Source organism: Hymenobacter nitidus (assembly GCF_020447315.1).
Classification (GTDB): Bacteria; Bacteroidota; Bacteroidia; order Cytophagales; family Hymenobacteraceae; genus Hymenobacter; species Hymenobacter nitidus.
The window spans coordinates 140,243-165,781 of the sequence record NZ_JAJADQ010000003.1 but is presented as its reverse complement, the minus strand read 5'-3'; the positions used below and the strand labels follow the sequence as shown (position 1 = coordinate 165,781).

General features: G+C 62.5%; 16 protein-coding genes. 10 read left to right on the top strand and 6 right to left on the bottom strand.

Annotated elements, in window-relative coordinates; genetic code table 11:
• The first annotated feature begins 158 nt into the window (after positions 1 to 158).
• The 3 genes from LGH70_RS06875 (at position 159) to asnA (ending at position 4,485) form a co-directional block, all read left to right on the top strand.
• Entirely contained in the window at positions 159 to 2,204 is a 2,046-nt protein-coding gene (locus LGH70_RS06875) for a HelD family protein (protein ID WP_226183983.1), read from the top strand.
• Positions 2,205 to 2,323: 119 nt separating this feature from the next.
• On the top strand, positions 2,324 to 3,037 hold the full coding sequence (locus LGH70_RS06870) for a PD-(D/E)XK nuclease-like domain-containing protein (RefSeq protein WP_226183981.1): 714 nt from the start codon (positions 2,324 to 2,326) through the stop codon (positions 3,035 to 3,037).
• A gap of 407 nt (positions 3,038 to 3,444) precedes the next feature.
• A complete protein-coding gene (gene asnA / locus LGH70_RS06865; protein WP_226183979.1) occupies positions 3,445 to 4,485 on the top strand; it encodes an aspartate--ammonia ligase in 1,041 nt (346 codons plus the stop codon).
• A 145-nt stretch (positions 4,486 to 4,630) separates the two neighbouring features.
• Here the strand turns inward: asnA and LGH70_RS06860 are convergent, their stop codons facing one another.
• From LGH70_RS06860 to LGH70_RS06845, 4 genes are all read right to left on the bottom strand, one after another.
• Positions 4,631 to 6,475 carry an endo-1,4-beta-xylanase gene (locus LGH70_RS06860; RefSeq protein ID WP_226183977.1) on the bottom strand — a complete coding sequence of 615 codons (1,845 nt, stop codon included), beginning with the start codon at positions 6,473 to 6,475 and terminating at the stop codon, positions 4,631 to 4,633.
• Between the two features lie 410 nt (positions 6,476 to 6,885).
• The gene (locus tag LGH70_RS06855) at positions 6,886 to 7,902 is read right to left on the bottom strand and encodes a zinc dependent phospholipase C family protein (RefSeq protein WP_226183975.1); all 1,017 of its coding nucleotides are present in this window, start codon (positions 7,900 to 7,902) and stop codon (positions 6,886 to 6,888) included.
• Positions 7,903 to 8,051: 149 nt separating this feature from the next.
• Positions 8,052 to 9,368, bottom strand: coding sequence for a flavin monoamine oxidase family protein (locus LGH70_RS06850; RefSeq protein WP_226183973.1), 1,317 nt, complete (start codon positions 9,366 to 9,368; stop codon positions 8,052 to 8,054).
• A 24-nt stretch (positions 9,369 to 9,392) separates the two neighbouring features.
• Entirely contained in the window at positions 9,393 to 12,635 is a 3,243-nt protein-coding gene (locus LGH70_RS06845; RefSeq protein WP_226183971.1) for an AsmA family protein, read from the bottom strand.
• A 235-nt stretch (positions 12,636 to 12,870) separates the two neighbouring features.
• On the opposite strand from LGH70_RS06845, the gene LGH70_RS06840 reads away from it, so the two are divergent.
• The 4 genes from LGH70_RS06840 to LGH70_RS06825 all read left to right on the top strand — a co-directional run bounded on the left by LGH70_RS06840 (position 12,871) and on the right by LGH70_RS06825 (position 15,073).
• Positions 12,871 to 13,101: a hypothetical protein gene (locus tag LGH70_RS06840; protein ID WP_226183969.1), complete on the top strand. Its 231-nt coding sequence runs from the start codon at positions 12,871 to 12,873 to the stop codon at positions 13,099 to 13,101.
• 112 nt (positions 13,102 to 13,213) lie between these two features.
• On the top strand, positions 13,214 to 13,711 hold the full coding sequence (locus tag LGH70_RS06835) for a hypothetical protein (RefSeq protein ID WP_226183967.1): 498 nt from the start codon (positions 13,214 to 13,216) through the stop codon (positions 13,709 to 13,711).
• A 102-nt stretch (positions 13,712 to 13,813) separates the two neighbouring features.
• Complete coding sequence (locus tag LGH70_RS06830; RefSeq protein WP_226183965.1) at positions 13,814 to 14,401, top strand: hypothetical protein; 588 nt, start codon at positions 13,814 to 13,816, stop codon at positions 14,399 to 14,401.
• A gap of 303 nt (positions 14,402 to 14,704) precedes the next feature.
• On the top strand, positions 14,705 to 15,073 hold the full coding sequence (locus LGH70_RS06825; protein WP_226183963.1) for a cupin domain-containing protein: 369 nt from the start codon (positions 14,705 to 14,707) through the stop codon (positions 15,071 to 15,073).
• A gap of 169 nt (positions 15,074 to 15,242) precedes the next feature.
• On the opposite strand, the gene LGH70_RS06820 is transcribed toward LGH70_RS06825, so the two are convergent.
• Both LGH70_RS06820 and LGH70_RS06815 read right to left on the bottom strand, forming a co-directional pair.
• Positions 15,243 to 15,767 carry a DinB family protein gene (locus LGH70_RS06820; protein ID WP_226183961.1) on the bottom strand — a complete coding sequence of 175 codons (525 nt, stop codon included), beginning with the start codon at positions 15,765 to 15,767 and terminating at the stop codon, positions 15,243 to 15,245.
• 64 nt (positions 15,768 to 15,831) lie between these two features.
• Positions 15,832 to 16,803, bottom strand: coding sequence for a helix-turn-helix transcriptional regulator (locus LGH70_RS06815; protein WP_226183959.1), 972 nt, complete (start codon positions 16,801 to 16,803; stop codon positions 15,832 to 15,834).
• Positions 16,804 to 17,076: 273 nt separating this feature from the next.
• Here LGH70_RS06815 and LGH70_RS06810 point away from each other — a divergent pair, with 273 nt between their 5' ends.
• The 3 genes from LGH70_RS06810 (at position 17,077) to LGH70_RS06800 (ending at position 25,464) form a co-directional block, all read left to right on the top strand.
• Entirely contained in the window at positions 17,077 to 18,681 is a 1,605-nt protein-coding gene (locus LGH70_RS06810) for a protein adenylyltransferase SelO (protein WP_226183957.1), read from the top strand.
• Between the two features lie 535 nt (positions 18,682 to 19,216).
• Positions 19,217 to 23,845: a glycosyl hydrolase gene (locus tag LGH70_RS06805; RefSeq protein WP_226183955.1), complete on the top strand. Its 4,629-nt coding sequence runs from the start codon at positions 19,217 to 19,219 to the stop codon at positions 23,843 to 23,845.
• A 500-nt stretch (positions 23,846 to 24,345) separates the two neighbouring features.
• Positions 24,346 to 25,464, top strand: coding sequence for a pectate lyase family protein (locus tag LGH70_RS06800; RefSeq protein WP_226183953.1), 1,119 nt, complete (start codon positions 24,346 to 24,348; stop codon positions 25,462 to 25,464).
• Positions 25,465 to 25,539 lie beyond the last annotated feature (75 nt).

Here is a 25,539-nt window from a genome sequence, read left to right as displayed (position 1 = left end):
TACTTGCGGTAGCAGGGTGAGCAGCAGGACCCACGAGGAAAAATCAGGCGCCCGGCTGCGCTGCCGGCAGGCCGCGCGCCTAATAAACTAGGCGAAATGCTTCTGCCGACCGGAATTTGATGGCACCTTTGAGGTCCCTTTCCCAAGAGCCGCACCGGATGAACGCAACGGAACAAGAAGAACGAGAGTACCTGGAAGTAATTAAGGAGAAGCTGACGCTGGCCGTGAAGCGGGTGGATGATGCCGTAAAGCAGTTTTCCGACGAGCTGCGGGAGAAAAAGCAGTATATCCACGAGCACCAGTCCGGCATGGACGACGCCGACATGGTGGCCGCCGGCCAATCCATCAACCGCATGGCCTTTACGGGCGGTGCCGCCGTGGCCCGCAAGCGCAAGCTCCTCAAGCTGGGCCAGTCGCCGTACTTCGGCCGCATTGATTTCGCGGCCCCGAACAAGGCCGCCATGCCGGTTTACATCGGCGTGTACTCTTTCCTGGATGAGCAGCAGCGCCAGAACCTGATTTATGACTGGCGCGCCCCCATCTCCTCTATGTTCTACGATTTCGAGCTGGGGGAAGCGTCCTATACCACCCCGTCCGGCCCGATTAAGGGCACCATCGAGCTAAAGCGGCAGTACAAAATCCGGGATGGCCGCCTGGAGTTTATGCTCGACAGTGGCGTGAACATCCACGACGACGTGCTGCAGCGCGAGCTGGCCAAGTCGTCGGATGACAAGATGAAGAATATCGTCGCCACCATTCAGCGCGACCAGAATGCGGTGATTCGCAACGAGGACGCCACGGTGATGGTGATTCAGGGCGTGGCCGGCTCGGGCAAAACCTCCATTGCCCTGCACCGGATTGCGTTTCTGCTGTACCGGTACCGGGAAACCATTGCGGCCAAAGACATTCTGATTATTTCGCCCAACAAAGTCTTCGCCGACTATATCTCCAACGTGTTGCCCGAGCTGGGGGAAGAGCACATTCCTGAGATGGGCATGGAAGAGCTGGCCACCGACTTGCTCGAAGGCCGCTACCAGTTCCAGACCTTCTTCGAGCAGGTTTCCGCGCTGCTCGACGACCACGAGCCGGCTTTCATTGAGCGCATCCAGTTCAAATCGTCGTTTGAGTTCCTGAGCAAGCTGAACCAGTACCTGCTCCACATCGAGAATACCTACGTCGCCTGGGCCGACCTGCGAGTGGGCCGGACCGTGGTTCCGGTTGCCGTGCTGCAGCAAAAATTCCGGACCTACCACCGGGTGCCGCTCCTGAAGCGCTTCGCCCTGGTGGCCAACGATATCCGGGCCTACGTGCGGGATGCCGCGGGCCGCAAGCTGACCGGGCAGGAGAAAGCCACCATCGGGGAGGGGCTGCCGCGCATGTTCCGGTTCAACAACGTGCTGGACCTCTACCGCGACTTTTACCAATGGGTAGGCCGGCCCGAGCTGCTCAAGCTCGACCACCGCCTGCACCTGGAGTACGCCGACGTGTTTGCCCTGATTTACCTGCGCCTGCGCCTGGAGGGCATCACGGCCTACGAGCAGGTGAAGCACTTGCTGGTGGACGAAATGCAGGACTACACCCCCGTGCAATACGCCGTGTTGTCGCGTCTGTTCCTGTGCCGAAAAACCATTCTGGGGGATGTCAGCCAGACGGTGAACCCCTACAGCGCGTCCTCGGCCGAAACCATCGAGCGGGTATTCCCCCAGGCCGATATTGTCAAGCTCTACCGTAGCTACCGCTCCACGGTGGAAATTACGGCCTTCGCGCAGCGCATTGCCCCCAATCCGCACATTATGCCACTGGAACGACACGGGCAGGAGCCCGCCGTGGTGCGCTTCGATGGCCAGCAAGAGGAGCTGGCGGCCATTCAGCAGCTGGTGCTGGCCTTCCAGGGTTCCGGCAATCATTCCCTGGGCATCATCTGCAAAACGCTGCGGCAGGCCAAGCAGGCGCACCGGGCGCTGCAGGCCCCGGGCGTGCATCTGCTCACGGCCGATTCCACGACTTTTAAGGAAGGCGTCGTCATTACCACGGCTCATCTGGCCAAGGGCCTGGAATTCGACGAGGTCATCGTGCCTTTTGCCTCGGCCCGCACCTATAAGACGGAGGTAGATAAAAGCATGCTTTACGTGGCCTGCACCCGGGCCATGCACCAGCTCACGCTAACGTATTCGGGGGAACTTACCACGTTCCTGTCGGTCTAAAAAGAGCTGCCGGCCGGCAGCTCTTCCTGGTTTGCCTTAGTGCCCGGTGGTACCAGCCGCCTGAAAATATCGTAGACATCCGGGACAATGCGCCGGTTCTGGTTGTTGACCCATCAGCTATGCCCATACAACACGACTCCTTCCGTCGGCCCGATCTGCTCCGGCTGCCCTATGACGATTACCGCGCCATGCCCGCCATTGCCAACTCCGACCTGTCGCGGTTGCGCGACGCGCTGAACGGGCGTTACCAGAAGCCCTCCTCGATGAGCGGGGCGCTGGGGCTGGGCACGGCTTTTCACACGGCCCTGCTCGAGCCCGAGCTGTACGAAGCGGGCCAGCCTGGTATCAACGACTCGCTGGTGTGGTGGATGGTGGAGGGCGTCAAGCTGAATCCTACCCTGAATGAGCTGCTGGAAAACGGCGTGCCCGAGCCCAGCTGCATCTTTACGGAGCCCACGACCAACACCGTGTGCAAGCTGCGCGCCGACCTGGTAACGCCCGAAACCGACCGGGGCTATACCATCATCGATTTTAAAACGACGATGGCCCGCGACTACAACCACTTTCTGGCCCAGTGCAGCGGCTACGACTACGACCGGCAGGCCGCCTTCTACCTCGATGCCCTGGGTGCCGACCGGTTCCTGCTGGTGGGCGTGCAAAAGGTCGAGCCCTTCAGCCTGTATACCGTTGAGGTGCCCACCCACATGCTGCAGGAAGGCCGCGCCAAGTACCTGCGGCTGCTGCAGCTGCTGCAGCCCGAGGCCGAGTTGCCCGGCTACCTGACCGATGCCGTGCGCGACGTGCGCAATGGCCTAATGGGGGTAAACGACTAGCTAAAGGCGGTTTTAGGCGCAGGTGTATACTACATCATGAAAAAAATATTGCATTTAAATAAACGTGATATTTGGATGTTTAAAATATTCCTTCTTTATTAGCAACGTTAAACACAATCAGGGCAAGACATGCAATTTTTTAGCACCAGCCTTTTTAATAATAACTCGAATAATAATTTATTCCGGGAGTGGAAGGCTGTTGTTCATATAAAACAAAAAAGAACAACAATCCAGTTATAAGCCTTCCATCGTTTTGGGAGGCTTTTTTTTTACCTAACTATTTAATTATTCTTTAAAAAGCACTTATGAAAAAACAAAAAAACTGCCGTTAGGGCAGGCGGCACTGTATTGCCTTTTTCGTCCTCATTTTCTCGCAAACAAAATTCACTAACAACCCATTTTTATTCATGGAAACTACCCTCATTACCCCCGGCGTGCTCACGACGCCAGCTGATCTGCTCAAAACCGAAGAAGCTATCAGCTTCGTGAAAGAAAGCTTTGCCAAAGAGCTAAGCCGCCAGCTGAACCTGGTGAAAGTATCCTCGCCCATTGCCGTTCTCGACGGTACCGGCATCAACGACGACCTGAACGGCATTGAGCGCCCCGTACATTTCCCGGTGAAAGCCCTCGACGAGCGCCGCGCCGTGGTGGTACACTCGCTGGCCAAGTGGAAACGCCTGCGCCTGCAGGAGCTCGGCATCGAGCAGGGCAAGGGCCTGCTAACCGACATGCGCGCCCTGCGCCCCGACGAAGACTACAGCCCGATTCACTCCATTTACGTGGATCAGTGGGATTGGGAAAAGCATATTGCTCCCGAGCAGCGCACAATTTCCTTCCTGAAAGCCACGGTGGAAAAAATCTACGCGGCCCTGAAAACCACTGAGCAGCAGGTAGCTGAGCTGTATCCGGAAATCGAGCCGGTGCTGCCCGAGGCCATTACCTTTATCTACGCCGAAGACCTGCTTCGGAAGTACCCCGGCCTCACGCCCAAGGAGCGGGAGCACGAAGCGGCCAGGGAGTTCGGTGCAATTTTCCTGATGGGTATCGGCAGAGAGCTGAGCCACGGGGAGATTCACGACGGCCGCGCCCCCGACTACGACGACTGGAGCACCCAGAACGAAGCCGGACACTACGGTCTGAACGGCGACATTCTGCTGTGGAACCCAGTGCTGGAAACGTCTTTCGAGGTGTCCTCTATGGGTATCCGGGTCGACAAAGCCGCCCTGACGCGCCAGCTAGAGTTGCGTGGCTGCCCCGAGCGCAAGGACCTGCATTTCCACAGCCTGCTGCTCGCCGACGAGTTGCCCCAGAGCATTGGCGGTGGCATTGGTCAGTCGCGGGTGAGTATGTTTATGCTGCGCAAAGGCCACATCGGCGAAGTGCAGGTAAGCATCTGGCCCGAAGCAGTGCGTCAGGAACTATCTGCCAGCGGAATAGAGCTGCTGTAATTTAAGCTGCCACAAAAAATGAATAGCCGTGTAAATTACTTTACACGGCTATTCTTGTTGGTAATAATGAATGATTCTTACTTCAATATTTCAGGACGCTTATAGGAAATTAATATAAGAACGGTGCTCAACTGATATGAAAAGGCTACTCAACGATTAGCTTTTTGGAGGATATCGTTTTGCCATCGAACAGCTGCAAGACGTAAATCCCGGGACGTAGGTCCGCTTTTACGTTCACTGAAGATTGGTTATGCAGCGCAATATCCTGCACTATCTGTCCGCGGATGTCCACGATGCGCACAGCATTTAAATTCTCCGTGCCTTTTAAAACAAAATTGCCGTTTGTAACCGGGTTCGGATACAGGCTGATGGCTGCATTATCGGCTTTGGTGGTGCCCAGCGTAGTGGAGCGTACGTAGTTTTTCAGCCAGACCATAGCGGTGCGCTCGGTGTTGTCGTCATTTACGAGCTGGGCGCCCTGGGTCGTGCGCCAGTGGCCGGGCCGGTAGCCCCACAGCGTAATGCCTTTCACGGCCGGGTGCAGCCAGAACGCGGGGAAAACGCGCTGGTACTCGGCCAGCTGCACGGCGTCGTCCAGCTGGTTCTGGGCATTCACGCCGTCGATATCCAGCTCGGTGATGTAGAGCGGAAAGCCCGCCGAGGCAATGGTGTTCAGGTTGGTGGTCAGGTTGGCGACGGGCAGGCCGCGGGTCGAGAAGGCGTGACCCTGGATGCCTACCGCGTCAATCAGGTTGCGGGCCTTGAGCAGGTTCACGATACCTAAGTACTGCTGGGCGCTGACCGCCGTGTTTTCCACGCTGTAGTCGTTCAGCATGAGCTTGGTGTTGGGGAAGTACTGGCGGGCCAGCTGGAAGGAGGTAATTATCCAGTCCCAGCCGGTGGCGCCGCTGCCGCCCAAGGCTTCGAGGTAGTTGCCGCCGCCGCTGTTGGGTCCCGGGGGCTGGTGAAGGGGCTCATTCACCACTTCCAGAAAGTCGATGGCGGGGTAGCGCTGGGCCACGGCGGCATACCACTGGTTGATTTCGACCAGCTGCTCGGCAGCGGGCAGAGTGGCAATCCAGGCGGGCTGCTGGCTGCCCCAGATCAGCACGTGCATGCGGAAGGGGTAGCCGTTGTCCTTGGCCAGTTTGTAGGCCGCGTCCAGCTCGGTCCAGTTCATTACGTCGCGGGTGGCTTCCACGCTGCCCCACTTACCGGCGTTTTCGGGCACCACCTGGTTCCAGTAAGCCGAGAAGTTGGGCAACTGCGGGGTGCTGTAGACGCCGCCCAGAAACTTGGGCTTGCCCGTGGCCATGGGCGGCCCCACCGGCGTGAACGGCGGCGGCGGCGGATTGACGGAGCCCTGCTGGCCGTTGTCGAGGTTGGTGACGGTGAAGTAGAGGCCCGTGGCACCAAACACGACTTTGTCGATGTCGAAGCCATCTTCGCGGGCGCCGAGCTGGAACGTCTGGGTGAGGCTACCGGCCGCTACCGTAAAGGAAATCGGGGTTTCGGCACCACCGATTTTCGACATGTTCACCCACTTCCAGACGTTGCTCTGGGCCGAGCCGGCCCCATCAACCACCTGGGAGCCGTTTATATAGCCCACGCCCGCTACCTGGTTGATGGTAATCCAGTCGTTGTCGTTAGTAGGCGACTTGATGCCGAAGCCGTTGCCGTAGTAGAAGCTGTCGTCGTTGGCCGCACCAGCGTTTACCCGCACACGGGCGTAGAGGTCGTAGGTGCCGGGGCCGGGGAAGGTAACGCTGTAGGTGGCCACGCGGGCGGCAGTACCCGGGTTCTGGGCGGCAATAGTAGCCGTGGGCACCACCGAGATGTACTGCACGCCAGAGGCCGTAGCGCTGGTCCAGTCGGCGCCCAGCGTGCCGGATTCGGCCTGCTGAATGACGGGCGTGTTCTGGGCCTGCGCGGCGCTGAGACCGGCAAAGAGTAAGGCAGTGGAAAAGAGTAAGGGTCGAGGTTTACGCATGTGGGAATGAGGTGAGAATAGTGGAGTGTGGCGGACAGCCAATAGTAAAAGTGCTATTTGACTAGCCGCCGGTGCTAAAAATACGGTGTGAACCTGCTGGGTGAATAGGCTGAAATGAAGCTGTTTAGCAGATAAACTATGCAATCGTTTGTGATAGTGCTCTGCAATCGGTTCCGATAGGAACAAATGCCCGGGAGGTGTCAAAATATTTTTTGGCCGAAGAAGTGAGCGGCCACTTACCAGAAAGCGCAGTGCAAAATCGACCATAAAAACAGGGAGGTAGACTTCCCTGCTTGGCAGCTAAGCCCAGCTGGCACGGACGCAAAAAAGCCTGTTTATCCCACCCCTTAGCGGCGGCATAAACAGGCTTCACAACTGCTGCACCCGGTAGGGGGCGGCGGGGTATGCGCTTAGAACTCCATGAAGGAGGAGAAGTCGACCAGCTTACCGGTCTGGAGCAGCTTAAGCTCTTCCTTCAGGTTGGCCTGGCTGCTGCGGGTGGTGTATTCGGTGTCGAGCTTGGTCAGGTCGGGCTTGCCGGCATTCACCCAGGCCGTGTACCAGTAGTTGGCCGCGGCCTGGGCGGCCGTGCGCAGCTGCCGCTCTTCCATGCGCTTGAGGGCTTTGTGGAAGCTCTCGGTGTAGGCGGCAGTGCGGATGTTGCTGTTGAAGACGTTCTTCTTGGGCTGACCCTGGGCATCAACTTCCAGCACGTTGGCGGCGGGCGTTTCGGTGAGCAGCTTTTTCTCGATGGCCAGCAGCGTATCGGCCGAGGCGTGGCTCTGGGCAATGATGCGCCAGGTTTCGGCCACCGGGTCCTGGATAAACTGGGGCTCCTTGAGCTTGAAGTTGTAGGTCTTGCCGAATTTCTCGACCATCTGCGACTCGTAGAAGGCATGAATGCCCTTCTGGCCAGTGAGCTGGCCGTCGTGGTTCTGGGAGGTGTGCAGAGGCTGGGTGGCGTCGCCGAGGTAGTGGCCCAGGTCGGCGGCAATGAAGAGGATTTCTTCCTTACGGCCGTTTTTCATAGCCTGCGTCAGCTTGCCCAGCATGTCCTGAATAAACCAGGGCAGGCGGCCGTTCTTATCGAGAAAGGCGGGTTCATACTTGGCGTAGGCTTCGGCCGAGGTCTGGGGTAGCTGGCTGATGGGCTGGTTGCCGTAATCTTCCAGGTCGATGAAGTGGCGCGGGCCTTCGGCCTTGTCGTTGAGGGTGTACTTGCGCAAATCAGGCACCACCGACTCCTGCACCATAAAATCGACGTGGTTGTAGAAGAAGGTGCGCATGGCCGGCGGCAGGGCCAGCACGGCGGCCCGGTTGATACGCTCGTGGCCCCAGGTGCCCCAGGCAAACAGGAGGGAAGGCGCGCTCAGAAACAGAGCCGTAGCAACGACGATGCGGCGGGCCCGACGGGTAAGATGTTGCATGAAAGGTGGATAGTGAGAAGAGACAAGAAGGCAAATGTCCGGGCTTTGCCGCCAAGAAAAAAGCCTTCCCGCCTAAAAGCGCCACCCGCTGCCGCCAATACCACAAGTGTCCTATTTCGTGTGGATTAGCTGCAATTTTTGCGCGGCGCTTACTCAGGCTCAAAGGTAATTTGCAGCAGCTGTGCAGCCGCGGCGGCCCCGCTGGCCAGGGCTGCTTCCACCGTGCCCATGGCCGGCCCTTCGTAGAGCCCTTCGCCGGCAAAAAACAACGTGTCGGCCAGGGGCTGCTGCAATACCTGGCGCGCGGCGGCCGAGCCCACGGTGGCGTAGGCATAAGCGCCGCGGGCAAACGGGTCGGCGCCCCAGTTCACGACTAGCTGGGCTATGAGCTGGGCGCGCAGAAAGTCGGTAGTGGTGCCAAACAGGTAGGCCAACGACTCCAGAGCCCGGGTGAGAATAGCTTCGTCGGGGGCAGTGCGGAGCTGGTCGGCGGCGGGGCCGGCCACCCAGCCCGTGAGCAGGGCGCGCGGGTCGGGCAGCTGCGTCCACCAGGTGGGCACCTCGGCATCCGAAAACAGAAAGCCCAGCTCGGGCATGGCCTGGCGCAAGGCCGGCGCCTCCTGCTCCCAGAAAGCTTCCCGAAACTCCAGCAGCACTTTAATAACCGGCCCAAAGCCCAGGGCCCGCACGGCCGCCCGCTGCGGCGCAATTTCGGGCTCAAAGGCCACGTAGCCCAAGCTGCTCGCATCAGCCTGCAGCACGCCCAGCGGCACCGTCACAATAGCCTGGGCGGCTGAGTAGCGGCGGTTTTGGTCGCAAATAACCTCTACTCGCCCGCGCTGCCACCGGATTTGCTCCACCACAGTAGCCAGCTGTATCATGGTGCCACTGGCCAGTATATGGTCGGCCAGGTACTGTAGCAGCGGGCCGTAGCCACCCACCGGCCGCGGCGAGTCTTCGGCCCCGCCGCCCGCCCATTCCTCCCGCAGCGCAAACGAGCTGGCCCGGCGGGCATCGGCCGCGTCGTAGCCTTCGGCAAAGCGCGTCACGGTCAGGCGCAGCAGCTGGTGCCCGTCGCCGGGGAAATACTGGGTCAGAAAGTCGGCCAGGGGCATATCCTGGGGCAGGGCGTGCAGCTTTTCGAGCAGCAGGGGCATATCTTCTAAGAAGCTTTCCGTGGTCTGCACCTCGCCGGCCAGCACTTCGTAGGTGTTGCCGGCCGTGTCGGGACACTCCGTTTTGGTAGCGGCCAGTAGCTGCCGGGTGAGCGGCACCTCGCCGTGCAGAAACTCGGCCCCAGCCTCGGTGGGGCCAGAAAATCCGCCGCCGGAAAACGTGTGCACCCGCCCGCCGATGCGGCTACGGGCTTCGAGCACCAGTACGCGCCGGCCGGCCTGGCCCAGGCGGTGGGCCGCCAGCAGGCCAGCCGCGCCGGCGCCGATAATCAGAATGTCAGGATCAGTCATAATAAGAAAACGTACTGGAAAAGCTTAGCGCAGCACCTTTAGCGTGGTATCGAGGCGTTGAATGATGAGCAGCTGCCGGAGCTGCTGGCGCATCAAGGACTGTTGCTGGCGCTGCTCGTTGCCCTTGAACAACCGCACGGAATAGCGGCTGCCGGCCGCCGGCCGCTGCAGATTGATGTAGGTAAGCTTATGATTGGGGCGGCGCAGCGGCTCGCTCTGCTGAATCCGCTCGATGCGCTTTTCGTTGTCGCCAAACAGGGCCTGCATGGGGTTCAGGCCGATATACAGGTTGGCGCGGCCATCCAGAAAGTAGGTGCCGCTGATCTGCATATTGCTCAGGTTGCTGTTCAGGTTGAGGTTGGGAATCAGCAGCTCGCCCCGGTTGAGCACAAACTCACTGCTGAAGGGCTCGAAAAACAGGTGGTTGGTGCGCTGCTCGCGCATAAATTTCAGGGCCTGCGACAGGGCTTCGATGTTGACCAGCTCCAGGTTGCGCAGGTCGGCTTTGAGGTAGCACAGCGTCTGGTCGAGGCGGGGCAGGAAGGTAGAATCCAGGTCGGTGCGCAGGTCCGTCACGCAGCGCATGCTGCCCCGGATGTTGTACTGGTCGGGCACGTTCAGGCCGATGGCCGTGCCGGCGGCAAACAGGTCGGGCAGCTCCACGTCCTGCAGGTGCATCTGTACGCGCAGCGGGTGGTGCTGCCGGTCGACGTTGAGCAGCATCCGACCCCGCAGCTCAATGTTGCCCCGGAACGCCGTTACCGTGCATTTATCGACTCTCGCCACGCCGTCGCGCAGGTGCGACACCAGCTCGAAACTGCGGCCCTGCACCGCGCCATAGTTCACCCGGTCGGCTTTCACCTGCACCACAGCCCGCAAAATGCCGTTGGTCAGAATCGAGCCCTCGGGTTGGTGCTGGCGCCGCGCCCGTCGCTCGGCCCGGCGCACGGCCAGGCTGGCCGGCAGCGGTACCGACTTATCCTCCGGGTTCAGGCTGGCCAGCAGCAGCAGCAGCCCTTGCACGTCGAGGGCGTTGTAGTGTAGGTTCAGATTTACGTGCGCCGTCGTCAGACGAATACCGGCCAGGCGGATAAGAGCCGACGCCTGCCCCGTGCCGCCCCGGGTGGTGGTGAAGGTGAGCGAAGGCAGGTTAAGCTCCGCGCCGGTTTTTACCATTTGCACGCGCATCTGGCGCAGGTTTTCGCCGGCTCCCAGCTGCAGGGTCTGGATCGAGCAGGTCAGCTGGCCGTTGGCCGCCAGCAGCAGCTCGCGCAGGGCCGGGCTGGCCGGAGCCGTGGCCGAGCGCTGCGGCGGGCGCGACAACCGGGCCACGAGCCGCCGGTAGTTCATCGTGTCGAAGGCCACGGACAAGTCGAAGCGGATGGGGGCTACCTGCTGCAGCGTATCGGTGGGCCACGACACCTGCCCGCGCACGGCGGCGCCCCAGACGTTGGCGGCCAGCTTGTCCAGTTGCACGCGCTGCCCGTCGTGGCGCACCGTGACGCCCACCTCGCTCAGGGTATCGGCCGAGAGAATCAGGCGGGCGCAGCGCAAACCCACGTTCAGGCGCACGCCCGGCGGAATTAGGCTGCCGCCCAGCGTGGCCAGCTGGGTGGAAGCGGCGGCGGCCCGCTGCCGGGCCACCAGACGTGTGGCGGCCCGGGGAGGGCGCAGCAGCTCGCGCAGGCGCTGCACCCGCAGTTCCTCCACGGCGAAATTGCCGGTGACCTGCATGTTCAGCGCCTGGCCGGTAATGTAGTCGAATAGGCCCGTGGTGGTGGCTGCCGCCGTGAAGCGCATCCGGTCCAGCACGCCCGAGGCGTGGGAAAGCGTCCAGACACTGTCGCGCAGGCCGATGCGCACGTTCAGCGCGGAGAAGTCGGCCCGGCGGCTCAGCACCAGAAAGGAGGCATTGCGCAGGGTCACGGAGCCCCGCACCGAGAGGCTTTTCTGCGGGGTGAGCAACTCGCTGCCGTCGTCGGTAGGGGGGAGCAGGCCGTGCAGGCGCACGTCCATTTCGGCGGTACCGTGGCGGGCCTGCCACTGCTCGGGGGCCAGTACGGCGGCCAGCTGTGGTAGCTCGGTTTTGCCCCGGAAGCGCCCACTGATAAAGGGCCGGGAAAAGTCGCGCAGCGTCAGGTTCACGTTCATCTGGCCCGCCGAGGAATAGAGGCGGCAGTGCCGCACGGTCAGCACCGTGGTGGTCAGGTTGTGGGCCGCGCCGTTGTCGTAGGTGGCCAGCAAGTCCCAGTGGTTGATGCGGCGCGCCGAGCCGGGCCACAGCAGCTGGGCCCGCCGCAGCGAAAAGGTAAGAACGTTGCGCGGCCGGGTGGTCGGCCCGGTCAGGCCCGAAATGCGGTAGCGGATACGGGCCTTGCTGGGGCTGGTGGCTTCGGCAAAATAGGCTGTCTGGCTGGGCGGCAGCGCGGCCCGCAGCACTTCCATCAGGGGTTGCTGCCCGTCGAACTGAAAGTTGAGGCGCGTGCCGGGCTGGTTGGCCACGGTTTGGTGGGTGCCCCGAATCCGGATGGTGTCGCCGTTGAGCGTGGCGCGGGTGTTGCTGAGCGTGCCTTCGTGCTTTTTGAATACCAGCGCGTAGTTTACTGAGGCCCACACGGGCTTGCGCCGAAACAGGGTGCCGCGGTTGTTGCGCAGGTAGTTCAGCTCGCCGTGCAGGGTGCCGTGGGCGCGCAGCACACCCCGGGCAATGGTGGCCGTGAGATGGGCCCGCCGTACCTCAGCCCCGAAGGCGCTGCGGGCGTAGTCGTTGCGGGTGCGGATGCGGAAGTTGTGGACCAGCAGTGAGTCGAGGGCTACGTCGAGGGGCGGGCCGGTGCCGGCGCTGGTGTGGCGGCGCTTGCCGTGCAGGCCCCAGCTGCGCCCCAGCGAGTCGACCCGCTCCCGAAAATCGACGTTCCAGACCACCAGGCGGGTGATGCGCACCTGCTTGCGCAGCAGGCTGCGCAGCTCAAGGCGTAAATCGGCGCGGCCCACGGCCAGTACCGGGTGCTGCTGGCCGAAAGACGTATCGGTGAGGCTGACGTGGTGAATGGAAGCCGTCAGGTGGGGAAAGTCGCGCCAGGGGGAAATAGTGACCTTAAATGGGGCCAGCACCAGCTCCGAACTGCCCTGCACCTGCTGCCGCACCCAGTGCTCCAGCCGCCGCTGCCCCCAGCGCGTGCCCAGTAGCCAGCAGCCCAAGCCCAGCGCAAGCAGCAATAAGAGTACTCCGGCCAGCACCAGGCGTCGGAAAAGCAACAATTTCATACAATAGGCCGCTAATTCCGGGTACGGCAACGCCGCAGCTTTCCATCAGGCTGGGATTACCTGACATACGGGAAAAGTAGGGACCTAGCTGCTTGCAGGCAAGCCGGGAGCGGCGGCAGCGCGAAAGTAAAAAGCCGCCGGACGGGAAACGGCCTGAAAATCAACCCGCCCTGCTCCGGCTACGTTGTAAGCTCAACCCTTGTATCACACGCATTATGGCTTCGGCCCTCCGCCCATGACACGCCCTACCTCTGTATTGGCTCCGGCCGCTCCCGACCCCAAAGACAAGCAGCAGGGCCCCACGCCCGACACAGCCCCGGCCCCGGTGCCGGCGGCCCCCGAAACGGCCGAGGCGCAGGAGCCGGCGGCCCCGACCACCGACACCACCCCGGACACCACCGCTGCCAACCCCGCGGAACTCACCGACCCCGGCGCCAGTTCCACTGCCGATGCGCACCCGTTATAGCTTTTTGCTACATTGGAAGGCTCAGGTCGTAGGCCCGGCAACCCACCTTCCGGTTTGGACAGGTTGTTGCCGGGCCGGCCGCATCGTTGCTTTATTCCCACCGTTCTGCTGAATGAAATACCTGTTTCCGCTCATTCTGACCTGTTTGCTGACTTTGCCGGGCCGGGCCCAGCAAAAATCGGGGCCAGTCCGCAAGCCGGCCCGGACCCCGGTGGCGCGGCCGCGGCCATCAGTTCCCCCGCCCATTCTCGTGTCTTTGTCCGCGCTGCAGGGCAAGTGGCAGTCGGTGGACGACCAGCGAGAGTTCTGGATTGTGAAGGGCACCGACCTGACCATGCGCTACGTCACCAGCGGCACCAGCACCGACGACGACGTGCTGCGCCTGGCCGTGACGGATACCTGCGCGGCCACCTGTGAAACCCTGGCGGCCCACATCGTGGCCCGGGGCGCCTACGTCACGGTGGTCGACGTGGCCTGCAGCGCGCCTTTGTGCTACGAAGTGGTCGACGTTTCGCCCTCGGTTCTGACCCTGAGCTACACGGCCCGGGGCAATACGCTGCGGTTTCGGCGGGTGAAAGAGCCGGTTGATCCAAAGTTGCGGCTGCCGTAAAACGAAAAAACGCAACTTTGCCACCCGGTCCCGGAAGCCTGGCTACTGCGCCGGTATTCGGGGCCGCTCAACCCCGTTTTTCTCGTTTCTTATTTCATACCGATGAAGTTCTCTACCCTGACGCTGGCCGCGGCCGTAACCCTGCTGCTGGCCAGCTGCAACCAGACGCCCCCCGCCACCGAGCAGGCTGGCCCCGAAGCCAACACGGCGCCCGTGGCCACTGATATTACCCCGGATACCACCGCCGCCCCAGCGGATACCACCGCCGCTACTGCCGCCGCTCCGGCCGCCGAGCCCGTGGCCAGCACCACCGAAAACCTGAAAATCAGCTTCAGCTTCAAGCCCGGCGCCAGCTCGGAGGAGCGCAAAACCAGCGCCCACCTGCTCCTGAAAGGCTCCAAAGACCAGGACATCGACCTGGGCCAGTTCAGCGGCAAGCCCGATGTGGTCGACAAGGAAGAAGCGAAGAAAGCCGGCTTCCCCAGCGACATGCTCATGGGCTTCCGCAGTTACGACCCCGGCTCGGGCACCAGCAACGACTTGGCTATCATGAACGTGGGTGGCCGCACGCTGCGCATCCTGCAGCGCAAAGTGGAGGAGACAGCCGATAAAATCCCCGAGTTTCAGACTTCGCGCGAGATTCCGCTGCCCACCAACGCCGTGGTAATCGTGGCCCCGGTAAAAAAATAAATTTCGGCGCCTTCCTTCAGCCTAAGCTCGTTTCTGCGAGCAACGCCAGGAGGCAGGCCGCTCAGCAAAGCCGCTGTCCCGATTAGGGGCAGCGGCTTTGTCATTTCCCAACCCCTATGTTTCGATGTATGGCGGGCGTTTCATCCCGAATTTTTTCTATATTTAGCTAAGGCTTAGGTAGTACGAAAGCCCCGGTAAGCGTTTCAGGAGCGATAATAGCAACGCCGACCTGCGTACTTGTCCTATTTCAAGGTTTATTTTTAATTGTCGGGTATGAATCAGAATAACGCATTGCTGGGCCCTATGAAAGGGGCCGAACGTAAGGAAGTAGGCGGCGTGACGGTCGACGTGGTACGCACCGGCGCAGCCCGCGTCAAGCGCATTGTGTATCCGGTCGGGTTCCGCTGGTCCCAGAATCTGAAAGCCATCATGGGCACGCCCCTGTGTATGCACGCGCACGTGGGCTTCCTGGCTCAGGGGCAGATCAGCATTCAGTATGCCGACGGCGTGCTCGAAACCTTCGTGGCCCCCCAGGCCGTGGCCATTGAGCCGGGCCACGACGGCTGGGTGGTGGGCGAGGAGCCGGCTATTCTGATAGAGTTCGACTTTGAGCGCGACACCGTGGAGCGCTTGGAGCTGCCGCTAACCCACAGTCCCAGCGCCATTTCCTAGCGCTTAGCCGCGGTTCAGGCCGTGCTGCTTCACCAAGCAAACTACCCCGGCCGGCCCTGGAGCCAGTCGGGGTAGTGTTGGTATCGGTAGCACAGACTACAGCCGAAGATCAGGGCCGCTATAGTGCGCGCTGCTCGCCTGCGCCGGTTGGAGAGACGCCTTTACTCCTTTACTGCGGCACTGCTTCGTCGGCGGAGGGGCCGTAGATGTAGGGCACTGGCACGTCGAGGAGGCGCAGATAGACGCTCAGCTGCCCGCGGTGATGAATCGTGTGGCTGATGAGGTGGCGCACTACTTCAGCGCGCGGCTGCTCGACAATTACCTGGGTGCCGCTGCGCATGGCCCAGGACTGCTGTAAGTCCTCGGGCGTGGCGTGCAGCAGGCCCGCGTGGGCGCCCTCAACGCGTTGCTGGAAGTAGGCCAGCAGCTCCTCGGTGCTGGTAATGGGCACCACCGGCGCATCGTCGAATACGGCCACGTCCACCTCAGTCGTATCGAGCGTGTCCTTGATCCAGCCGATGAGGTCGGCGGTGTGGCGGGCCAGCGTGCCGAGCGTCATCGACTTGGGGTGGGGCTGCCAGTCGAACCGGGCCACGGGCACGCGCGCCAGCACGCGGCGGGTGAGTTGGGCTTCGTCGAGCAACTCGGTGCTGAAGGCTTGGGCGAGGGGGGCTGTTACCAGGGTAGTTTCCATGGGCTTGTAGGGGTTTGGGTTGATGGATAGCCCAAACTTCGCGGCCCCCGGTGACAGCCCTATGTCAGCAGCGTTTGGCGGGCTGGCAAAAAAAATCGTGGGCCGCCCGGGCCAGCTCCTGCACCAGCACTTGTAGCTCGGCGGGGGCCTGCACCTCTACCTGCCCGGCAAAGAGCAGCAGCCAGCGGCTGAAGTGCTTCAGGCAGCCGGGCACCAGCGTCATTTCCACCCAGCCGTCGGCATCGGGGGCCTGGTCCTGCTTCCAGCCATAATAGTGCTTGTATTCGTGCACCTGCCCGAGCACCTGGGGCCCGAAGCGCACCACGGCCACCTGCGTCTGGCGCTCCTCGGCCAGCGAGGCCCAGTACGACTGCAGCGTGTCGGGACGCGGCTCAAATGCTTCGTCGAGCACCAGCAGGCCCGCAATCCGGTCGAGGCGGAAGTCGCGGAACTCCTGGCGCAGGCGGCAAAAGGCCACCACGTGCCAGTAGTGGCCAAAATACACGCCAATGGGCTCCACGTCGCGGCGGGAAGGTGTGCCCTGATGACCAGCCCGGTACTCCAGGCGCACCACCCGCTGGCGGGCAATAGCGTCAAGCAGGGGCTGCTGGGTGCCCGCGGCGGGGGCCGGGGCAGTAGGGCGGCGGGCCCCACCGAATACACGGATGCGGGAGCCTAAATCCTCCAGATAGTCGCGGTCGGTGCGGCGGAGCACGGCCCGCAGCTTGTCCATGGCCGTCTGGCTGAGCTGGGCCGTGTGGGCATCGGTGAGCTGAGCGGCCAGCTTTTCGGCCGTGAGCAGGGCGGTGGCCTCTTCGCGCGAAAACATGACGGGCGGCAGCCGGTAGCCCTCGGCCAGCGAATAGCCCACGCCCGCTTCCCCGCAGAGCGGCACGCCGGCTTCTTCCAGGGTGCGCAGGTCGCGGTAAATGGTGCGCAGACTCACGCCGTAGCGCTGGGCCAGCTCGGGGCCTTTCACCACGCGCTTGGCCTGGAGCTGAATCAGAAGGGCGGTGATACGGTCGAAGCGGTTCATAGCGGCGGCAAAATACCGATTCTGCGCCGTGCGGCCCACTGGCCGGCGGCTATTGTTGTTATGCTGCACCAGTGCTCAGCGCGACTGTTCTGCTTGCTGGCGCACACGTTGCTGTGGAAGTTTCAAAACAAGCCCGTTGAAACCTGGTTGGCGAACTTGCGGCCCCCGTTTACACGTTTATTTCCTTTGCAGCACCACTGCTGCCGGCTTACTGCCGGGCTTGGTTTAAAGCTGACCTTGCCCGGCTGATGCGCAACTACCTACTGCTTACCTATGTCAACTTCCTTTCCAACGATAGATCAGGCCACCTTTCACAACTCCTTTGTGGAGGAAATGAAGGGCGAAGCTACGTTCAACAATTCCCCGCGTCAGGTGCCGGGCTACCATTATTCGCGCGTGACGCCCACGCCGGTGCACGACCCCAAGCTGCTGGCCTGGGCCGATGAGCTGGCCGCTTTTCTGGGGCTGAGCAAGCCCGCCGAGCGGGGCCCGGCCGTCGATGCCCTGGCTGGTAACCTGGTGACGGGCAGCATGAAGCCCTTCGCGGCCCGCTACGGCGGCCACCAGTTCGGCTCCTGGGCCGGGCAGCTCGGCGACGGGCGGGCCATTTCCCTGGGCGAAGTAACGGCCACCGATGGCACGCCCTGGGAAATTCAGCTGAAGGGCGCTGGCCCCACGCCCTACTCGCGCCGCGCCGACGGACGGGCCGTGCTGCGCTCCTCGGTACGCGAGTTTCTGTGCAGCGAGGCCATGCACTACCTGGGCGTGCCCACCACCCGCGCCCTGAGCCTGGTGCAAACCGGCGACGAAGTGGTGCGCGACATGTTCTATAATGGCAACCCCCAGGCCGAGCCCGGCGCCATCGTGGCCCGGGTGGCGCCCACGTTCGTGCGCTTCGGCAACTTCCAGATGATGGCCGCAGCCGGGGAGCTAGACAATCTGCGGGCCCTGGCCGACTACGTTATCCGGCGCTACTACCCCGAGCTGGGCGAGCCGTCGGGGCCACAGGTGTACGTGCGCTGGTTCGAGGAAATCTGCGGCCGCACGGCCGTTATGCTGGCGCACTGGATGTCGGTGGGCTTTGTACACGGGGTGATGAACACCGACAACATGAGCATTCTGGGCCTGACCATCGACTACGGCCCCTACGGCTGGCTGGAACCCTACGACCCCGACTGGACGCCCAACACCACCGACTTCGGCTCGCGCCGCTATGCCTATGGGCAGCAGCCCAACGTGGGTCTCTGGAACCTCTGGCAGCTGGCCCGTGCCCTGGCCCACCTCGTAGAAACCCCTGAGCTGCTGCGCCCCGGCCTGGATTTGTACTCGGCCACCTACGAGTCTACCCGTCACGAGATGCTATTGCGCAAGCTGGGCCTGACCAATATTGCTCCCGATGAAGACAAAGCGCTGTTTGAGGCTCTGAACGAAGCACTGGCCGAGGCCGAAACCGACATGACGCTGTTTTTCCGCCATCTTTCGCACCTCGCCCCGGCGCTGCTCAGCGGACAGGAGCAGGAAGCCGCCGCTTGGGACACGCTGCTGGCCGCTGCCGGCTACGCTACCGCACCGGCCGCCGAGGCCAGGCTACGGGAGTGGCTGCCGCGCTACCTGCAGCGCCTCCGCCAGGAAACCGCCGCGCCCGAGGCCATTCGGGCGCAGATGCTGGCAGCCAACCCCAAGTACGTGCTGCGCAACTACCTGGCTCAGCAGGCCATTGAAGCCGCCGAGGCTGGTGACCTGTCGGTGCTGAACCGGCTGATGGAAGTGCTCAAAACCCCCTTTGCCGAGCAGCCCGAGCACGAGGAGCTGGCCGCCAAACGCCCCGAGTGGGCCCGCGAAAAGCCCGGCTGCGCCACGCTTTCGTGCAGCTCCTAACTTCCGGGAGTGTGCCGTAAGCGCCCAGCGTGCGGATGCAATGGGTAAGGCCGAGGCCGTGAGCAACAGCAGCTGTTGCTCACGGCCTTTTTGCATAATACCCAGCTGAGGCCACGGCGCTGCCTGTTTTGTAGAAGTAAGTTCGGTAAGGAATATACGCTTGCGTAACACGTGGGAAACGGGCCGTAAGCAGTGGCGGTTGGGCCGGTTGGTGCTGCTGAATTGTGTCTAAAGAGTTTATTTTGAGCACATAGCGCGTCTAAAAAGATATAATTTTAGCTTTGCAAAGCTCCGTTTTCCCGCAGGCCGCGCCTACTACGGCTCGGACTTGTTCTGCTTTGCTTAGGCTGGTAAACCGAGTTTGCCCCGAAGAGGAGCTTTCCCGAAATAGCACCCAGCGCCGTCGGCTAATACGGCTACTTCCTATTATCCCAGCTCCCGCGCCTGCGCGGTAGAGCTGCCTGGCGGCCACTGCCGGCCGCTGTTTGCCTTGCCGCTCTCTTTCTTTCCATAACCCACCAAAACCTTTCTGACTATGGGTATATCCCTACCTAACCGCCGGCCCGGCAGTGGGCCGGCGCAGCCGCGCAAGTCCCGGCTCCACGCCCTAAAGTCTCTGACCATTTCCCTGCTGGCCCTGGGCCTGAGTGCCGCCCCGGCCCGCAGCCAAATCGTGCCCGTGGGCTCGGGCAGCTACACCACCCAGTTTCCAGGTACGGATGCCGCCGGCCGCAACGCCGTGCCGCCCGGCTCCCCGCTGGTGAGTGGGGTGGCGGCTACCAAGCCGGTGCCTACCAACGAGTTCTGGTCGGCCAAGCTGCAGCGGGACCATGTCAACAACATCTTCAACTACCCGCTGACCCTGCGCACCCACGAAACCGGGCTGGTGGTCAACTACATCATTCCGCCCTCGGGACCCAAGGAGTACCGGCAGCCCAACAGCGACGTAATGGCCGTGACGGTGGGCGTGCAAAGCCTGAACGCCGTGCGCGCCACCGTGTCGGACTACTCCGACTGGACCGTGACCATGAACTGGCGCAGCAACTCGAACGACTTCAGCGCCACCGTGGGCATGGGCATGCCCTTCGTGTACTTCACTAAAGCCGCCGCCGACGTGGCCCAGGTGAAAGTAATGGTAGGCACAGTGACCATTAACGGGGAAATGCTGCTGATACGGGACTCCTACAACGGGGCCGACTACGCCGTGTACGCCCCGGTGGGCTCCACCTGGACCAACAACGCGGGCACCTATACCTCCACGCTGGGCGGCAAAACCTACTGGTCGATGGCCCTGCTGAACCCAACGGCCGCCGACGCGCTGGCCGCCGCCAACGACTACAAGAAGTACGCCTACGTGTTTCCGGCCGGCACCCGCGTCGACTGGCAGTACACGGACGCCACGGCGGTGCTCAAAACCACCTTCACCGTGACGCCCGCCGTGAAGGAAGGCACCAACAATGTGGTGCTCCAGGGGCTGCTGCCCCATCAGTGGGGCCATCTGGCCAGCGGCTCGGCCCAGCCCGCCGGGCAGGTGTATCCGTCGGTGCGGGGGCAGCTGAAGATGCTGGCCGGCAACACGTTTGCTACTGCCTATACGTTCCGCGGGGTGCTGCCCACGCTGCCCTATTTGGCCAACTACAGCGCCGGTTTCAGCCCGGTGAAGCTCAATGACAAGGTGCAGGCCCTGCAAAATAACGGCCTGGCCGAGTGGACCGACTCCTACAACGAAGGCCAGGAGATGAACAAGCTGATTCAGACGGCCCGCATTGCCGATGAGGCCGGCAACACCGAAGCCCGCGACAAAATCCTGGCGACCATCAAGACGCGGCTGGAAGACTGGCTGTCGGTGGAAGGCGGGGAGAAGGCCTTTCTGTTTTACTACGACACCAAGTGGTCGACGCTGCTGGGCTACCCGGCCGGCCACCACCAGGACGACAACCTGAACGACCACCACTTCCACTGGGGCTACTTTATTCACGCCGCCGCCTTCGTGGAGCAGTACCAGCCCGGCTGGGCCAGCCAGTGGAGCGAGATGGTGAACATGCTCATCCGGGACGCGGCCAACCCGAGCCGCACCGACACCAAGTTTCCTTTCCTGCGCAACTTCGACCCCTACGCCGGCCACGCCTGGGCCGACGGGTTTGCCAGCTCGCCGATGGGCAACAACCAGGAGTCCACTTCCGAGAGCATGCAGTTCAACTCGGCCCTGATTCACTGGGGCGCCATTACTGGCAACAAAGCTACCCGCGACCTGGGCATCTACCTCTACGCCACCGAGCAGACGGCCATTGAGGAGTACTGGTTTGACGTGAGGGACCGTACGTTCCAGCCCGACTACGCCTACAGCGCCACCGGCCGGGTGTGGGGCGCGGGCTACGACGCGGGCACCTTCTGGACGCCCGACATCCGGGCCGTCTACGGCATTCAGCTCTACCCCATGCACGGCGGCTCGCTCTACCTGGGCCAGAACAAAGCCTACGTGCAGAAGCTGTGGACCGAAATTACCCAGAATACCGGCATCCTGCAGAACGAGGCCAACCCCAATACCTGGCACGACCTGCTCTGGGAATACCTGGCCTTTATTGACCCCGTGAAGGCCATTCAGCTCTACGATTCCTACCCCAACCGCGCCATCAAATTCGGCGTGTCGGACGCCCAGACCTATTACTGGCTGCACGCCATGAATGCCCTGGGGCAGGTAGACGCCACCGTGACGGCCAACAACCCCGAAGCGGCCGTGTTCAACAAGAACGGCCAGAAAACCTACGTGGCCCACAACTACAGCAGCGCGCCCATCACCGTGACCTTCTCGGACGGCTACTCGCTGCCAGTGCCGGCCCGCAAGCTGGCCACCAGCCGCGACGTGGCCGTGGCCGGTACCATCCGGGCCAGCGCGGCGGAAGTAGCCGCCAACGGCAGCGTGACGCTGACGGTAAGCACCACTGGCTCGGGCATCACGGGCGTGGAATTCTTCGACGGCGCCACTTCGTTGGGAACCGTCACGGCGGCACCCTACACCCGCACCGCCGCCAATTTGCCCGTGGCCATTCACAACTTCTACGCGAAAGTGTACGCCGGCTCGCTCTTTAAAGTAACTAATATTGCCGCGGTGCAGGTGGGCAAGCAGGTGTCGTTTACCGGTTCGCCCCAGCCCATTCCGGGTACCATCGAGGCCGGCCGCTACGATACCTACCCCGGCGGCAAAGGGCAGGGCATCAGCTACAACGATGCCTCCGACGGCAACCAGGCCACCTACGAGCCGGCCCCGACGGTAGCCTTCCGCACCAGTGAAAACGTGGATGCCGTGTCGGATGCGGCCGAGGGCGCTACCGTGGGCTGGGTCGATGCCGGCGAATGGCTGGAGTACACCGTGAACGTGGCTACGGCCGGCAGCCACACCCTGGCTCTGCGCTACGCGGCCGGCAACGCGGAAGGCGGCGGGCCCTTCACGCTGTCGGTAGACGGCAACGCCGTGGGCGGCAACCAGACCGTGACGACCACCAGCAATTGGGGCACCTGGGCCACCAAAACCATTACCGGCCTGAACCTGCCGGCCGGCGAGCATGTGCTGCGCCTGAGCTTCACCCAGGGCGGCCTGAACGTGGGCCGCCTGACCTTCACCTACACTGGTACGTCTACCAATACGCCGCCCACGGTCAGCTTAACTTCGCCCACCAACGGGGCCAGCTTTACCGCGCCGGCTACCATTAACATCACGGCTAATGCCGCCGATGCCAACGGGACGGTGAGCAAAGTCGAGTTCTTCCAGGGGGCCACCAAGCTGGGCGAAGACCTGACGGCGCCCTACAGCTTCTCGTGGAACGGGGTAGCGACCGGCACCTATTCTTTGACCGTCAAAGCTACCGACAACGCTGGCGCCACCACGACCTCCGGGGCCGTGAGCGTGAGCGTAACCAGCGGAACTACCAACCCCGGCGGTACCTGCACCGGCGGCCCCACCAGCGGCGACTATACCTACTCGGTATCCGGGGCCAGCCCCAACCCCACGCTGACCTTCGTGCCCGGCCGCTCGGGCGTGGGCAGCACTACCTTGCTGCTGTACTATGGTACCAACGCCGCCGGACCGTACCCGGGCTACGTAGTGACGGCCAACGCGCCTTTCACCCTGAACGCCTCTGCGGGGCAAACCGTGTATTTCTACTACACCTACAGCGTACCCGAAGGCGGGGAGCGGAACACCAGCAGCACGCCCCACAGCGTGGTGGTAGGCAGCTGCGGCACCGGCACAACCAACACGCCGCCCACCGTCAGCCTGACTTCGCCCGCGAATAACGCCAGCTTTACGGCCCCGGCTACCCTCAACATTACCGCCAACGCGGCCGATGTCAACGGGACGGTGAGCAAAGTGGAATTCTACCGAGGCACCACGCTGCTCGGCACCGATACCTCGGCGCCCTACAGCTTTTCCTGGACCAACGTAGCGGCCGGCTCGTATTCCCTGACCGCCAAGGCCACCGATAACGCCGGCGCTACCACGACTTCCGGGGCGGTAAACGTCACCGTGAACGGCCCGGCGACGCCAACGGGCTACTGCGCTACCACCACCGACTTTAGCTACGGGGCCGTGACCAGCAACGGCAACGTCACGTTTACCTTCCATCCCAACGGGGCTACGGCGGGCGGCAACCTGGCTATTCTGTATCTGCGCGAAGGCAGCGCGGGCGGCTACCCGGGCTACTCCATGACCAAGAATACCGCCGGGGACTTCACCTTCACCAAGGCCATTGCCAGCGGCACTGTCACGAGCCTGTACTTCACCTACCAGGTGGGCGCGGGCGGCCCCGAGCGCAACTCGGCCGCTACCCCGTTCAGCTACACGGTGGGTGCTACCTGCTCGGGGCAGGCCCGTACGGCGCTGCCCACGGCCTCGCCAAGCCTGGCGGGCGCGCTACCGGAGCTGCAGTTAGCGCCTAACCCCAGCGCGGGTCTGGTCCATGTATTCTTCACCCTGCCGCAGTCGGGCGCCTACTCCGTGGCGCTCTACGATCTGCAAGGCCGCCTGGTGCAGCACGTAGCTACCGGCACTGCCACCGGGAGCAAGCAACTCCGCTTACTGGCGGGCTCATATCCGGCCGGAGTGTACATGCTGCGCCTGGTTGCGGGCGGGCATACGCGCACCCAGCGCCTGGTGCTCACGCGCTAAGGCCCGGCGGAACAGCCTGTTTTCACGAAAGCCCCGGCCTATGGTCGGGGCTTTTTTTTGTGGCTCACAACAGGCTGGTGGGGGAGGAGCAATGCCAACGTGCTGGCTGACAACGTTCCCGGCAACGTTTGCATAAATAAACCTGCCGCTATGCTTGGCTTTTTCCGGGTAGGCGCCAACCTTAGACCACAAGTCGATGAGCTACTGCTTCATTGCGGCTGCCCGGTCGTTTTGCCTGCGCAGCTTTTGCCCGGCACCTGTGCTGTACCCGGGGCCGCCGGCCCGCTTTTCCGCCCGCTAGTATCTCTGCGCCGTGCTCCTGAATGGGGCCCGCCGCCCCTCCACCTCTTGCTGCCGCCGCGAACTACGGCCCGCTTCCGCTAGGCAGCCATCTGCTGCTGAGCCCAGAGGTTTCCAAGGTTTTTTCGTGGTAGAATCCGCCGCCCCGCGTGGTGCTGACCTGGCGTTTCGTTCCTTTTTTCTACCTAATTCCCACTACCATGAACACCCCCAATCTTCTGGCGGGCCGCCCGGCCGTTCGCAGTCATTTCCGCATGGCCCGCTGGGCAGCGCTGCTCAGCACGACGGCCCTGGGCGGACTGCTGGCCTGCAGCAAGGACGTCAGCCCCCAGCCAGATAGCGTGGCTGACGTTGCGAACAGCGCCGATGCTGTCGTCAACTTTGCGCAAACCGGCTTCTCGACCCAGAATGGCGGTACCACGGGCGGAGCCGGCGGGGCCACCGTGACGGCCACTACCCTGGCCCAGCTGCAGACCTACGCCACCAGCACCACGCCCTACATCATCCGCATCGACCGCAAAATATCGGGCGGGACGCAGGGAGCTTCGATCAATGTGAATTCCAACAAGACGCTGCTGGGCGTGGGTACGGCCGGCTTTCTGGAAGGCGTGGGCCTGAATATCAGCAGCAAGCGCAACATCATTGTGCAGAACCTGAAGTTCACCATGTCCACGGTCACCAACACCTATATCAACAGCGAAGGGCGGGCCCAGGTGGCGGTAAACGACGGGGACTGCATGACCATTCAGGGCAGCAGCCAGAACATCTGGGTTGACCACTGTGAGTTTTATAACCGCGACCCGGCCACCCAAACCAACCAGGACCTCTACGACGGCCTAGTGGACGCCAAGAGCACCAGCGCCTTCATTACCATCTCCTGGAGCTACTTCCACGACCACCACAAGGCCCACTTGGTCGGCTCCTCGGATTCGGACGCCTCGGACCGCAAGATGACGTTTCACCACAACTACTACCGCAACGTGAAAGAGCGGGTGCCCAGCTACCGCGGCGGCACGGCCCATGTGTTCAACAACTACTTCTACCACGTAACGGGCTCGGGCGTGAACTCGCGGGTGAATGCCTGCGTGCGGGCCGAGCAAAACGCCTTCGAGGACGTGCGCGACCCGGTGGTAAGCAAGAACAGCGCGACGCTGGGCAAGTGGGCCGCCATTGGGAATGCCTACAGCGCCTGCCTGGGCTCCCAGCCCACCAACTCGTCGTGCACCTTCACGCCGTCCTACGCCTATTCGGCCGTGCTCAACCCCGCCGCCGAGGTGAAGGCCGTCGTGACGGCCAACGCCGGCATTGGCAAGCTGTAGCCGCCGGGTCTTTGGTAGCACAAAAAAGCCCCGGCACTGTCGGGGCTTTTTTGGCTGTTTAACGTTTTGCAGGAA